At 61.2% G+C, this 13,742-nt stretch carries 11 protein-coding genes; 4 read left to right on the top strand and 7 right to left on the bottom strand.

Annotated elements, in window-relative coordinates; all coding sequences use genetic code 11:
* Positions 1–2: 2 nt before the first annotated feature.
* The 5 genes from ACI7M0_RS24230 to ACI7M0_RS24250 all read right to left on the bottom strand — a co-directional run bounded on the left by ACI7M0_RS24230 (position 3) and on the right by ACI7M0_RS24250 (position 6,774).
* A complete protein-coding gene (locus ACI7M0_RS24230) occupies positions 3–776 on the bottom strand; it encodes a hypothetical protein (RefSeq protein WP_129932016.1) in 774 nt (257 codons plus the stop codon).
* 26 nt (positions 777–802) lie between these two features.
* Positions 803–2,221 (bottom strand): HlyD family type I secretion periplasmic adaptor subunit, encoded by a 1,419-nt coding sequence (locus tag ACI7M0_RS24235; RefSeq protein WP_064492581.1) that lies wholly within the window; start codon positions 2,219–2,221, stop codon positions 803–805.
* Positions 2,218–4,362, bottom strand: a complete 2,145-nt coding sequence (locus ACI7M0_RS24240; protein WP_104962659.1) for a type I secretion system permease/ATPase — start codon at positions 4,360–4,362, stop codon at positions 2,218–2,220. The genes ACI7M0_RS24235 and ACI7M0_RS24240 overlap by 4 nt, the downstream gene beginning before the upstream one ends.
* 238 nt (positions 4,363–4,600) lie before the next feature.
* Positions 4,601–5,872, bottom strand: a complete 1,272-nt coding sequence (gene waaA, locus ACI7M0_RS24245) for a lipid IV(A) 3-deoxy-D-manno-octulosonic acid transferase (protein WP_129932017.1) — start codon at positions 5,870–5,872, stop codon at positions 4,601–4,603.
* Between the two features lie 11 nt (positions 5,873–5,883).
* Positions 5,884–6,774 (bottom strand): LysR family transcriptional regulator, encoded by an 891-nt coding sequence (locus ACI7M0_RS24250; RefSeq protein WP_104886980.1) that lies wholly within the window; start codon positions 6,772–6,774, stop codon positions 5,884–5,886.
* 86 nt (positions 6,775–6,860) lie between these two features.
* Between ACI7M0_RS24250 and ACI7M0_RS24255 the strand changes: the two genes are divergently transcribed.
* From ACI7M0_RS24255 to ACI7M0_RS24270, 4 genes are all read left to right on the top strand, one after another.
* Positions 6,861–7,193 (top strand): multidrug efflux SMR transporter, encoded by a 333-nt coding sequence (locus tag ACI7M0_RS24255; protein ID WP_004577390.1) that lies wholly within the window; start codon positions 6,861–6,863, stop codon positions 7,191–7,193.
* A gap of 88 nt (positions 7,194–7,281) precedes the next feature.
* Positions 7,282–8,457: an FAD-binding oxidoreductase gene (locus tag ACI7M0_RS24260; RefSeq protein ID WP_129932018.1), complete on the top strand. Its 1,176-nt coding sequence runs from the start codon at positions 7,282–7,284 to the stop codon at positions 8,455–8,457.
* Complete coding sequence (locus tag ACI7M0_RS24265) at positions 8,454–9,266, top strand: aldo/keto reductase (protein ID WP_064492584.1); 813 nt, start codon at positions 8,454–8,456, stop codon at positions 9,264–9,266. Before ACI7M0_RS24260 ends, ACI7M0_RS24265 begins: the two co-directional genes overlap by 4 nt.
* A gap of 58 nt (positions 9,267–9,324) precedes the next feature.
* Positions 9,325–10,293 carry a metal ABC transporter ATPase gene (locus ACI7M0_RS24270; RefSeq protein WP_129932019.1) on the top strand — a complete coding sequence of 323 codons (969 nt, stop codon included), beginning with the start codon at positions 9,325–9,327 and terminating at the stop codon, positions 10,291–10,293.
* A gap of 81 nt (positions 10,294–10,374) precedes the next feature.
* Here ACI7M0_RS24270 and hldE read toward each other — a convergent pair whose 3' ends face one another.
* Both hldE and msbA read right to left on the bottom strand, forming a co-directional pair.
* Positions 10,375–11,796 (bottom strand): bifunctional D-glycero-beta-D-manno-heptose-7-phosphate kinase/D-glycero-beta-D-manno-heptose 1-phosphate adenylyltransferase HldE, encoded by a 1,422-nt coding sequence (gene hldE, locus ACI7M0_RS24275; RefSeq protein ID WP_003249449.1) that lies wholly within the window; start codon positions 11,794–11,796, stop codon positions 10,375–10,377.
* Positions 11,797–11,926: 130 nt separating this feature from the next.
* Complete coding sequence (gene msbA / locus ACI7M0_RS24280; protein WP_010955513.1) at positions 11,927–13,735, bottom strand: lipid A export permease/ATP-binding protein MsbA; 1,809 nt, start codon at positions 13,733–13,735, stop codon at positions 11,927–11,929.
* Positions 13,736–13,742: the final 7 nt, after the last annotated feature.

The following is a 13,742-nucleotide window of genomic DNA, read 5'->3' on the forward strand; positions in this document are numbered from 1 at the left end:
AATTATCCTTGTATACCATTAGAAACTAAGAAGATTTTTACACGCGATGCTATCTCACCCCACTCGCTTAATTCGTCCCATCCAAAATCAATCTTTACAATAGCTTTACTGTCCTCCAGCAAATATCTAAAATGACACCGATGGTATTTAGACCTATACTTACTCCAACTACACCTTCCAATTTGCTCCATGTACCCATTTCTTTCAGACCAGAAAATCATCCGTGGTGAATTGGGGAAAACGCTATCAACACCCTCCACTCGATTCAAACCTAATTGTCTATCAAACACCTTGGCCTCTCGTTGCTTATAAGTTGCCTCGGAAATGAAAAAATCAAAGGTTTCGCGCAGTCCCCTCTCACCAGCGGGCCATGGTTCAAGCGTCACTACGATTCCACTAAACGTCTCTGAGAAATAGTTTCCCGGCGTTAACTCAGGCCAGTTCATGGCCAGACTTAAAGAATATAAATTTGATTCACACCCTCTATCAACGCCGCCAGAACCTCTCTTATAATTTCCTTCATCCTCATATTCCGGCCAGAAAGGAACATATTCGCTTGAAAACTCATACATAACACCGGACACCACACCACATACTTTTGGCGCAGGGGGTGCGACCGGCTTCGATTTCTCGCTTAAAGCAACAGTCGCCACTGCTAAAGCAACACAGCTCGCGGGAAGACACAACGCGACCGCTGCGCTAACCCTCAGTGCATTCCATATAATTTCGTACAGCATTCTCCAGCCGCTTTTTTCTCGTAGCCGATTCGCGTCCATCTGTTATCACCCTCACAAGTAATCACTTAGCGCTCCGTTAAACTTTCCTGCACATGTCGCCGCAAAGGCCTTAGAAAATAACTTATAACCTTGCGCTTATCCGTAATAACCTCCGCACGCACTGACATACCCGCCGTCAACGGAACATCCTGTTTTCCTACACGCATTATTTCCTTACCCAGGCGGACTCGAGCGCTATAAACCAACCCTCGCTTCTCATCTTCAATGGCATCGTCAGAAATACTCTCCACCACCCCCGGGACAACCCCGTACTGGGTAAACGTGAACGTCTCAACTTTCACTTCCACTGGCTGCCCCGGATATACAAAGCCGATATCTTTGTTCTCGACTTTCACTTCCACTTCCACCGGCTCGCCCGTCGGCACAATGACCATCAGTGTCTGCGCGGGTGTAACCACCCCGCCCTGTGTATGGATCGCCAACTGCTGGACGGTGCCGTCAACGGGGGATGTCAGTACCTTGAGGCGATGCCGCTGCTCGGCCTTGTTCAACTCCTGCTCAAGGGTTGCAATGCGCCGTTGCGCCTCACCGTGAAGGTCGAGCATGGCTCTGCGCAGTTGGGCAATGGCACCGCTACGGCGGTGCTGAGCAGCAAGCCGTGCAGCGTTCAGTTCGTCGATGCGCGAGCGCTGGAGTGCCAGTTCGCGTTCCTGCTCCAGGCGGGCCTGCTCCTTTTCCAGGTAGGTGTGCTTGGCCACGGCCGATTCGCTGAACAACAGCTTGTAATCCGCTGTCAGTTGGCGGGTGATCACCAGCAGTTGCTGGAGCGCGTCGGCCCTGCCCTGGGCGGAACGGATTTCGGCAGCGCGTTGACCGATTTCGGCATCAGCCTGTTCCAGCGTGGCCTGCAACTCCAGGTATTGCCCCTCCAACCAGCGCTGCGCGCCTGCCTGCTGCGCGGCCGTGGCCTGCGGTATCAATGGTGCCAGGGAGGCAGGTGCCACATCGCCGTCCAGCGCACTCAGCAGTGTGCTGGCGCGGGCCTGGTCGATCTGTGCAGCCAGCAGTTCGCTGCCCAGGCGCTTGATGTCAGCCTCGGTCAACTGCCCTTCCAGCTCGACCAGCACATCACCTTTGCGCACCGGCTGGCCATCGACGACGTGGATCGACTGCACCACCGCGACCTCGCTGGCCTGTATCAACTTGCTCCTGCCACTGGGCACGATCTTGCCTTCGGCACTGGCGATGACATCGATCTCACCGATGCAAGCCCAGGCAAGCGCCAGCCCGATGAACATCAGCAGGCTCCACTGCAGGTAGCGCGGCAAGGGATGCACTGGCGTTTCCTGCAAGGACAGTGCCGCAGGTAAAAAGGCCAGTTCGTCGGGCTCACGTACGGGGCCGTCCATGCTCCGGCGCTTTCGCCATGCCGTCCTCCACGCATCCCGGTAGCGCTCGGCAAGGTCTTTGAACGCCACACTCATACGGCGGCCCCGAGCTGCAGTTGATGCAGGTAGGCATAGGTGCCCTGTGGATAACCCAGCAGCTCATCATGAGTCCCTTGCTCGATGATCTGCCCACGCTCCATAACCACGATGCGGTCGGCATGGCGTACTGCCGAAAGCCGATGGGCAATGATGATGACCGTGCGCTGCGCGCAAATCCGCGCCATGTTCTGCTGGATGATCCGTTCGGACTCATAGTCCAGCGCACTGGTGGCTTCGTCGAAAATGAGGATGCGTGGGTTGCCGAACAGCGCTCGGGCGATGGCTATGCGCTGTCGCTGCCCACCCGACAGGCTGGCGCCGTGCTCACCAATCAGGGTTTCGTAGCCATCCGGTAATTCGAGGATGAACTCGTGAGCACCCGCCAGCGTCGCTGCGGCGATCACTTCTTCAAGCGGTGCTGCTGGGTTGCCGAGGGCAATGTTCTCGCGCACGGTGCGCCGAAAAAGCACGTTGTCCTGCAACACCACACCGATCTGCCGACGCAGTGACGCCACATCGGCTACCGCCAGGTCAGCACCGTCAAGCAATACCCGCCCCCGCTCGGGTGAGTACAGCCGCTGAATCAAGCGTGTCAGCGTGCTCTTGCCTGACCCCGAGCGACCTACAACGCCTATCACTTCTCCGGCGGCGATCTTCAGGCTGACATCGCGCACCACTTCGCCCCCGTCCGGCCGATAGCGAAAACACACACGATCGAGCTCAATCTGCCCGACAAGTGTGGGCAGTACCGTGCCCTTGCCTTGGTTGACCTCGGTACGGGTGTTGAGAATGTCACCCAGGCGTTGAATCGATACCCCTGTCTGCTGGAAGCTGGTCCAGAGTTGGGCCAGGCGGATGATGGGCTGCGACACGCGCCCTGCGAGCATGTTGAAGGCGATCAGCTCGCCCACCGTGAGTGCGCCTTCGATGACCAGCCGGGCCCCCAGCCACAAGGTGGCTACCGTGACCAGCTTGCCGATCAGGCCGACGCTTTCATTGGCCAGACTGGAAAGGTTCTGGGTCTTGAAACTGGCAGATACATAAGCGGCCAACTGATCATTCCAGCGCCGGGTCACCTGAGGTTCCACGGCCATCGACTTCAGTGTGTCGATGCCGTTGACCGCCTCGACCAAAAAAGCCTGGTTCTCGGCGCCGCGTTGGAAGCTTTGATCAATCAACGCCCGCAGTAGCGGAGTAACGACCAGGGATACGAGAAAATAGAAAGGCAGCGAGCCAACGACGACCAGCGTCAACCATCCGCTATAGAGGAACATGACAGCGATGAAGACCACCGAAAACAGCACATCCAGCACTAGCGTGATGCTGTTGTTGGTCAGGAAACTTCTGATGTTCTCCAGTTCTCGCACTCGGGCAACCGAGTCACCGACTCGCCTGGCGTGAAAATAGGCGGTGGGAAGATCGATCAAATGCCTGAACAGTTTTGCACCCAGTTCGACATCGATTCTTGACGCTGTATGAGCTGCCACATAGGTACGCAACCCACTCAGCAATGTTTCAAACAGAACGACGACCAATAAACCCAAGGCGATAACATCCAGCGTGGTCAAACCGCGATGCACCAGGACTTTGTCCATTACCACCTGAAAGAACAAAGGCGTCAGCAAAGCCAGTATCTGAATGACCAGGGAAACCACGAGCACTTCGCCAAATAGCCGCCTGTACTTCACCAGAGCAGGAATGAACCAGGTAAAGTCGAAGCGCGACAGCCCGAGGGGCAACTGGGCATCGGAGCGAACCAGAATGAGTTCTCCCGACCAGCGCACCACCAGTTCCGCGAGGGTCAGCGCTTGCGGCGCGCGGGAGTGCGGGTCCTGCACCAGAACCTGCTCGCCCTCCACGCGCGCGATGATGAAGTACTCACCACGCGTATCCACTGCAATAGCGGGCAAGGGCGTCTGCTGCAGCCGGGCCGGATCGACGCTGCGGTGTTTGGCCTTGAGGCCAAGTTGCTGAAATGCCCGAAGTAGTGTGCAGGTAGAGAAACGCTCACCCGCTGCTGCATGATCGTGCTGCAACTGCTCGGCAGAGACGGCAACACCATGGTAACGCGCCAGCGTGATAAGACACACCAGCCCACTTTCAATAGTGTTGGCAATGCCATCAGATAAATCAGCCATCACGCCACCTCTTATGAAAACCGGACATGAGGCGATACTAGCCCGAAGCAATAGGACAAACGTCCTACAAGCTTCCGACACAAGCGTGTGACACTTCTGACTTTTAAAGTCTATTCGTAGGAAGTTTCCTAACGGCGAGAAATCCAGTGTAGGAAGTTATAACTTACGCCGTAGGAATAAATAACCAGAATCAGACATATCCACTCTAGACCGGGTCTTTGAGTGGATATGTCGGTTATCAGCGGATCAAGGCCCCCAGACCCTCGAGCAATCGCTGCAGCGCCCCCTGATTGGCCCGCATCACCGCCCTGCCCGCCTCGCCCATGCGCTGGGCGTCCTGCGGCAGTTCCACCAGACGGCGCACCGCACCGGCCAGCCCGTCAGCATCATCCACCTGCTGCAACGCACCCGCCTCGCGCAGCATCGCGCTGATTTCGAGGAAGTTGAACACATGCGGCCCCATGAGCACCGGCAAGGCCAGCGCCGCAGGCTCCAACGGATTGTGCCCACCGGTCGGCACCAGGCTGCCACCGACGAAGGCAATGTCGGCCAGGGCATACAGGAACAGCAGTTCGCCCATGGTGTCGCCCAGCAATACCCGCGTTTGCGCATCGACCAGCGTGCCGGCAGAGCGGCGCACGGTGGTGAACTGCTCGCTGCACAGCGCATGCACTGCATTGAAACGCTCGGGGTGGCGCGGCACCAGGATCAGCAAGGCATCGCCATGCACCTGCAACAACTGCCGATGCGCCTGCAGGATCAAGGCATCTTCCCCTTCATGGGTGCTGGCGGCGATCCACACAGGGCGCTGGCCGCCCCCCCACTGTTCACGCAATGCCCTGGCGCGCGGCAGCAGCTGTTCGTCGATCGTCAGGTCGAACTTGATCGAACCGGTGACTTGCACGCGCTCAGGGCGTGCACCCAGGTCACGGAAGCGCTGGGCCTCGGTTTCGGTCTGCACGGCAATCAGGCTCATCTCGGCCAGCATCGGCCGGGTCAGCCTGGCAAAGCGCCCATAGCCACGGGCCGAGCGCTCAGACAAGCGCGCATTGGCCAGCGCCACCGGAATGCCGCGCCTGGCACACTGGTGAATGTGGTTGGGCCAAAGCTCGGTTTCCATGATGATGCCCAGCTTAGGCTGCACATGATCGAGAAAACGCCCCGCCGCCCAAGGCAGGTCGTAGGGCAGGTAGCAATGCTGCACGCGCGGTTCGTCGGCGAACAGGGCGCGAATGCGTTCAGAGCCGGTAGGGGTCATGCAGGTCAGTGTGATCGGCAACTCTGGGTAAGCCTTGAGCAAGGCACGCACCATGGGTGCGGCCGCAATGCTCTCGCCCACCGATACCGCGTGTACCCAGATACCACCCTGGCGCATGGCCGGCAGCTTGAAAGCAAAGCGCTCGCCGATACGCTGGCCGTAGGCCGGTGCCTTGCGCGCGCGCAGATACAGGCGCAGCGCAACCAGCGGCAGGCCCAGGTGAAACAGCAAGGTATAGAGAGTTCTGTTCATGGCGGCTAAGTCTACCCGATCGCGCGAAGGTGCACTGCAAAGCGCTCGGCCAGCCACTGCGCGGCCGGGCCCAGAGGTTCATCGCGGCGCCAGGCCAGCTCTGCCACCAAAGCCGGCGGCCGCCAGTTGCTGTCCAGTTCGACCATGTGCGCCTGGTAGGTCGGGTACTGCACCACATGCCGGGGTAACCAGGCCCAGCCCAGGCCGCGCATCAGTAGTTCGGCCATGGCGTAGAAACTGTCGGCACGCCATACCTGCGGGCTGATCGCTTCACCGCCGGGGTAACCGCTTTGTTGTGGCGTGATCAGCAACTGCCGGTGGCGGGCCAATTGTTGGCGGGTGACCCGGCCTTCGCCCGCCAGCGGGTGGCCGACCGCGCACACCGTGACCATCTCCACGCTGCCCAACGCACGGCGCTCCAAGGAAGCCGGGATGCTTTCGTGGAGGAAGAACAGGCCCAGATCGGCGCGCCGCTCCACCAGCTTGCGCGCCACATCGCCCTGGGCTCCGCTGGCCAGTTGCACCTCCAGGAACGGGTAGCGGCTCGCCAGTTCGTCGAGGCTGTCGATCACCGGCTGATACGGCATGGCTTCGTCCTGCGCGACCCGCAGCAAGGCCTCCTGCCCGCGCATCAGGGCCAGGGCGCGGCCATCCAGGCGTTCGCACTGGCGTAACAATTCGCGGGCGTCCTCCAGCAAGGCGCTACCGTTTTCAGTCAATTTCGGTTGCCGGCCGCTGCTGCGCTCGAACAGGGTGACCCCTAGGTCGGTTTCGAGCAGCGCGATGGCACTGCTGATCGCCGACTGGGCTTTGTGCTGCTCACGTGCCACCGCGGAGAACGAGCGCAGTTCTGCAACGCGCAGAAAGGTACGCAATTGTTCAAGGTTCCACTGCTCGGCCATCAACCTATCTCCCACATTGATAGGTAATGACTTTACCCCATCCAGGCAACGTCTAGAATGCCCGCTCAGTAACGGAGGATCCCGCCATGAATGCCTATACCTACCTCGCCATTGCCATCTGCGCCGAAGTCATCGCCACTGCCTCGATGAAGGCGGTGAAAGGCCTGAGCACGCCGTTGCCACTGCTGCTGATGGTGGTTGGCTATGGCATTGCGTTCTGGATGCTGACGCTGGTGGTCCGCAGCATTCCGGTGGGGATTGCCTACGCCATCTGGTCGGGGCTGGGGATTGTGCTGATCAGTGTGGCGGCGCTGGTGATCTATGGGCAGAAGCTGGATATGCCGGCGATGCTTGGCATGGCCATGATCGTGGGTGGCGTGGTGGTGATTCAGCTGTTCTCGAAGACCGCTGGGCATTGAGAGCCCGTGTGCGGGGCTCGCCGACGATAGGGCCATCTCAGGTATAGCCTGTATACTTGCCAGCTGTCCCAGTCTTCGAGGTACCGCCATGCCATCTGCCATTTCCACTGACGTGCTGATCGTCGGCGCCGGGGTCGCAGGCCTCTGGCTCAATGCCCGACTGCGCCGCCTGGGCTACTCGACAGTGCTGGTGGAGCGCGCCAGCCTTGGCGGCGAGCAGACCATCAAGTCGCAGGGCATCATCCACGGCGGCACCAAATACGCCCTGCACGGCGCCCTGACCGGCGCCTCGGAAGCCATCGCCGACATGCCGCGCCGCTGGCGCGAGGCCTTGGCCGGCAACGGCGAACTCGACCTCGGGCGTACCCGCCTGCTCTCCGATGCCCACTACCTGTGGTCGCCGGGCACCTTGGCCGGCAACCTCACAAGCTTCTTCGCCAGCAAGGCCGTGCGCGGCCGGGTCGACCAGGTCAAGGGTGACCAGTTGCCACCGGCACTGCAGGACCGCGCGTTCAAGGGCAAGGTGTACCGCCTGGCGGAACTGGTGGTCGATGTCCCGAGCCTGCTGGCCAACCTGGCCGAGCTGGCCGGCGAATCCTTGCTGGCAGGTGAGCGCATCGAACCCTTGCGTGAAGGTAATACGTTGGTCGGCCTGCGCGTGGACGACCGGGAAATCCGTGCCCAACGCATCGTATTGAGTGCCGGAGCCGGCACCGAAGGCTTGCTGCAGGCGCTGGGCCTGGATCAGCCGGCCATGCAAACCCGCCCGCTGCACATGGTCATGGCCAAGGGCCCGAACCTCAAACCTTTGTACGCCCACTGCCTCGGCGGCGGGCCCAAGCCGCGGGTAACGGTGACCACCCATCCGGCAGCCGATGGCCAGTGGGTCTGGTACCTCGGTGGGGACCTAGCCGAAGCCGATGGCGTGGCGCGCGAGCCTGCAGCGCAGATTGCCGCAGCGCAGAAGGAAATCGCCAACCTGCTGCCATGGGTCGATCAGAGCCTGGTGCGCTGGGCCACACTGCGCGTCGACCGCGCAGAGCCTGCGCAATCCGGCCTGGCACGCCCGGACAACGCCTTCCTTGCCGACCAGCAGCGCCTGCTGGTGGGCTGGCCGACCAAACTGGCACTGGCACCGGACTTCAGCGACCGGGTGATCAGCCACCTGGAGCGCGACGGCATTCGTCCACAAGCACAGGCCGACCTGGCCGACCTCCCACGCCCTCCACTGAGCGTACCGGCCTGGGAGCAGTTGCTGCCATGAGCCTGCCAACCCTGCACGCATTCCATCGCCCGCTGGGCAGCACCGGCCTCACGGTCTCCCCACTGGGCCTCGGCACGGTCAAGCTGGGCCGCGATCAGGGCGTGAAGTACCCCAGTGGCTTCACGATCCCCGGCGATGAGGAAGCCCGCCTGTTACTGGCCCAGGCCCGCGAGCTTGGCATCAACCTGATCGACACCGCCCCGGCCTACGGCCGTAGCGAAGAACGCCTGGGCCCGCTGCTGCGCGGCCAACGTGATGAATGGGTAATCGTCAGCAAGGTCGGTGAAGAGTTCGAGGAAGGCCTGTCGCATTTCGACTTCAGCGCTGCCCACACCCGCCGCTCGGTGGAGCGCAGCCTGCGCCGGCTCGAAACCGACCGCATCGAACTGGTGCTGGTGCATTCCGACGGCAATGACCTGGCCATCCTCGAACAGCAGGAGGTCTACCAGACCCTGGCCGAACTCAAGCAGGAGGGCAAGATCCTCGGTTTCGGGCTGTCCGGCAAGACCGTCGCCGGCGGCCTGAAGGCACTGGAGCAAGGCGACTGCGCCATGGTCACCTACAACCTCAACGAACAGGCAGAACGCCCGGTGCTGGACTACGCTGCCGAACACGGCAAGGCCATCCTGGTAAAGAAGGCCTTGGCGAGCGGGCATATCTGCCTGGCCCCGGGCGTCGACCCGGTGCAGGCCAGCTTCGAGCTGCTGTTCGCCCACCCGGGTGTCAGCAGTGCTATTGTCGGCACCATCAACCCGTTGCACCTGGCCCACAACGTGGCCACCGTCGCCCGTATCCTGGGCCAGCATTGAGTTACCTCAGGCTCCCGACTCAGGGACTGAAGACTGACCCGACGCAAGGAGGAGCCTCGTGGCGCGAACGCTGATCCGCAAGAACCCGAGCAACTTCAAGACACTGCCACTGCATGTCGAGGCCACGCCCGAAGGCTTGATCTACCAAAGCATCGGCATGCCGCTGAACTTTGCCCAGACCCAGCAACGGCGCAAGGCCATCCAGTTACCCGACACACAACACTTCGTGGCCGAACTGGCCAACCTGGGCGTGTCAGTGCGCCTCACGCTGCATTGGCAGAACCGCGATTACTGGGTACTGGTGCGTCAGCGCCGCCAAGACCGTGGCGATGTGGTGCTGAAACTGATTTCCGGTTATGTACCGGCGCAGGAGCTGAACCTGCCGCTGCACACGGCCGTACAGGAAGTGGCCGAGGAGTGCCTGCTGGAAACCCCGGAAGGTTGGCTGGGTGGGCGCTTCAACGACACCTGGCTGCCCGTACCCTACGCCGCCGCCCTGCACTACCGCGAAACACCCCACTTCGTGCTGGCTCCGGAGTCCGGTGCCGCACGCCCGGTGCATTGCGGCAAGCTGATGCTACTGGAGCGCCCACGGGCCTATGTGCACCTGCCCACCGCTTCGCTACAGCTGATCTATGACATGCGCCTGCAAGTGCCCCGTGACGCCAAGAAACTCAGCTTGTTCCACGTTGACGAGCGGCTGGAGGGCGACCAGCTGGTGGCGCGGCTCAACCGCAAACGGCCCGACCTGTACCTGATGCCATTGAAGGACGGCCAGCCACTGGCAGAGCTGTACACGCTGAAAAAGGATGAACTGGTGCCGGCGAGTACGCGTGGGCTGTACCTGGCAGAAAGTTTTGCCCGGCAGGAAGGCTGGGTGGTTGCAGATGAACGGGTACGCTGGAAGGATTGGGTGAAGCAGCAGGGTTTGGTGGAAAGCAAGCCCGCACGGGCGTCGCACTTGCAACGCTTTGGCGACAAGGCGCGAGCGCTGCTGGAGCGGGCGCGGACCTCGCTGAACAAGTGACATCCCGAAAGCTTTCGCCTGCTTGCTGGGGCGGGTAAACCCGCCCCTGCAGAGGGCCGCCGCAGCGGCCCCAAGGTCAGATCAGTTCTTGCGAATTTTCTCGACAATCGCCGTGGTCGAGCTGTTCTCGACCAGCCCCAGCACCTTCACGGTGCCGCCATAGCCCTTGACGATATCAGCGCCAACCACTTGGTCGATGCCATAGTCTCCGCCCTTGACCAACACATCCGGCTTGACCTGGCTCAGCAGGTTTTCCGGGGTGCCTTCCGGGAAACTAATCACCCAGTCCACCGCGCCCAAACCGGCCAGCACGGCCATACGCCGGTCAACGCTGTTGATCGGTCGGCCCGGCCCTTTCAGGCGGCTTACCGAGGCATCGTCGTTTACCGCAACGATCAGGCGATCACCCTGGGCCCGCGCCTGTTCCAGGTAAGTGACATGCCCGGCATGCAGGATGTCGAAGCAGCCATTGGTAAAGACGATCTTCTCGTTGTGCGCCCGCGCGTCATCAATGGCCAGCAACAGTTGCTCAAGGCCCAGCACGCCGCGTTCGGAGCCTTCCTCACGCTGGATGGCCCGGCGCAGCTCAGGGGCGCTGATGGCAGCCGTACCCAGCTTGCCGACCACAATGCCCGCCGCCAGATTGGCCAGGGCCACCGCATGGGGCAGGTCCTCACCCGCGGCAATGGCTGCGGCAAGGGTGGAAATGACAGTATCGCCGGCACCGGTCACATCGAACACTTCGCGTGCCCGCGCTGGCAGGTGCAACGCCGGCTGACCAACGCGCAGCAGGGTCATGCCATGCTCGCCGCGGGTAACCAGCAGGGCGCCCAGGTCCAGGTCCTGCAGCAACTGCAAGCCCTTGGCAACCAGTTCGGCCTCATCGACGCAACGGCCAACGATGGTCTCGAACTCGCTGAGGTTCGGGGTAATCAGGCTGGCGCCACGGTAGATGGAAAAGTCCTTGCCCTTGGGGTCGGCCAGCACCGGAATGCCCTTGGCCCGCGCCGCCTGGATCAGGTTTTGGTGATTTTTCAGTGCGCCTTTGCCGTAGTCGGACAGGACCAGCACCTTGACGCCTTCGAGCAGGCTGTCGACCTCCGCGCCCAACGACAGTGGGTCGGTGGCGAACGGCTCTTCGAAATCGATACGCAGCAGCTGCTGGTGGCGGCTCATGACCCGCAGCTTGACGATAGTCGGCTGGTGCGCGATGCGCTGGAACACCGAACGGACACCGGCAGCCTGCAGGCTGTTGGCCAGGCTGTCGGCAGCCTCATCCTGGCCGGTGACGCCGATCAGCGAAGCCGGCGCGCCCAGCGCAGCAATGTTCAAAGCAACGTTGGCCGCGCCGCCGGGGCGATCCTCGATCTGATCAACCTTGACCACCGGGACTGGCGCTTCAGGCGAAATACGCGAAGTACCGCCATGCCAGTAGCGGTCGAGCATGACATCGCCGACCACCAGTACCGGGGCTTGATCGAAACGCGGCATGGACAACTTCATGGGCAACCCATATGGAAATAATGAACAGGGGCAGGATATTAGCACAGGGTAGTCAATGGCTTTATGGCCAGATCATCCCTGGAAAATTCCCGTGACAATCGGGGCCATGACGGCCCCGATCAAGGAGGGTTCAGGTGATATCGGCCTTGGCCGGCTCATCCAGCCCCATGGCGTGCAGACGGGCATAATGGCCATTAGCCGCAAGCAGCTCGGTGTGAGTACCGCGCTCGACCAGGCGGCCCTGGTCCATGACCAGGATCTGGTCAGCCTTCTCGATGGTCGACAGGCGATGGGCAATCACCAGCGTGGTACGGCCTTGCATCACGTGGTCCAGGGCGGCCTGGATATGCCGCTCGGACTCGGTATCCAACGCCGAAGTCGCCTCGTCGAGGATCAGCAACGGCGCGTTTTTAAGCAGCGCACGGGCAATTGCCAGGCGCTGGCGCTGGCCACCGGAAAGCAGTACACCGTTCTCACCCACTTCGGTATCGAAGCCCTTTGGCAGCCGGTCGACGAACTCCTTGGCATAGGCATCGGCCGCGGCGGCTTCGATGTCTGCGCGCGGCGCGCCGGCCAGATCGCCATAAGCGATGTTGTTGGCCACGGTGTCGTTGAACAGGGTGACATGCTGGGTGACTTGCGAAACATGGCGACGCAGGTTACGCAGGCGATAGTGCTCGATCTCCACGCCATCGAGCAGGATCTGCCCCTTGTCGTGGTGATAGAAGCGCGGGATCAGCGCCGCCAGGGTGGACTTGCCACTGCCGGAGCGGCCGACCAGGGCGATCATCTGCCCGGGCTCGGCGACAAAACTGATATCGCTCAGCACTTCACGCTCGGTACCCGGGTAGGTAAAGCTCAGGTTACGCACTTCCAGGCGCCCTTCCACGCGTTCCTTCTCGACCGTACCAGTGTCCACTTCAGGCGCTTCGTCCAGTTGCTCGAAGATGCTCTCGGCACCTGCCAGGCCCTTCTGGATGGTCGAGCTGACTTCCGACAACTGGCGAATCGGCTTGGGCAGCAGGCCGGCAGCGGTGATATACGCCACCAGGTCACCAGCAGTAGAGTCCCCGCGCAGGAACAACACCAGGAACATCAGCGCAGCCATGGCGCTGTAGATCACCAGCTGAAGCATCGGCGTGTACAGCGAGCCGGTCTTGGTCATGCGCAGTTGCTTGTCGGTGTTGCTCTGGCTGGCCTGGCCGAATCGCTGCTGTTCGTAGGCCTCGCCACCGAAGCTACGGACCACGCGGTAACCCTGGATGGTTTCCGAGGCAACGTGGGTGACGTCGCCCATGGCTACCTGGATCTTTTTGCTCTGCTTGCGGAATTTCTTGCTGGCGATGCTGACCATAACCGCGATCACCGGCAAGATGGCGACCATCACCAGGGTCAGGTGCCAGTTCATCCAAAGCAGGTAGGCAAACAGGAACACCACGGTCAGGCCTTCGCGGATCACCACCTTGATGGCGTCGGTAGCGGCGCCGGTGACCATGGTCACATTGAAGGTAATGCGCGAAATCAGGTGCCCGGAGTTGTGGTTGTCGAAGTAGCGGTTGGGCAACACCAGCAGCTTGTTGAACAATGCCACCCGCAGGTCATGCACCAGGCTCAGAGAGACCTTGGCCAGGAAGTAGTTGCCGAGGAACGAGCCCAGGCCCTGCCACGCAGCGATCAGGATGATCAGCAGCGGCACCGCCTGCAGCAGTTGCAGGTCACGCAGGTAGGGGACGTTGGGGAACAATACCGCTTCGGGGTTGCTCAGCCCATCGACGAAGTACTTGAGGATGCCGGCCAGCATTGGCTGGGTCGAGGCAAAGATCACGAAACCGACAATGCTCAGCAGGAAAATGCCGACATAGGGTTTCACATAGCTCAACAGCCGGAAGTAGATCTTCAGGCTGGAGGTGTGCTCCGCTGGTCGCGGTGTTTCGGCCATTATCGAG

The sequence above is a fragment of the Pseudomonas sp. 10(2024) genome (assembly GCF_045164175.1).
GTDB classification, from domain to species: Bacteria; Pseudomonadota; Gammaproteobacteria; order Pseudomonadales; family Pseudomonadaceae; genus Aquipseudomonas; species Aquipseudomonas alloputida.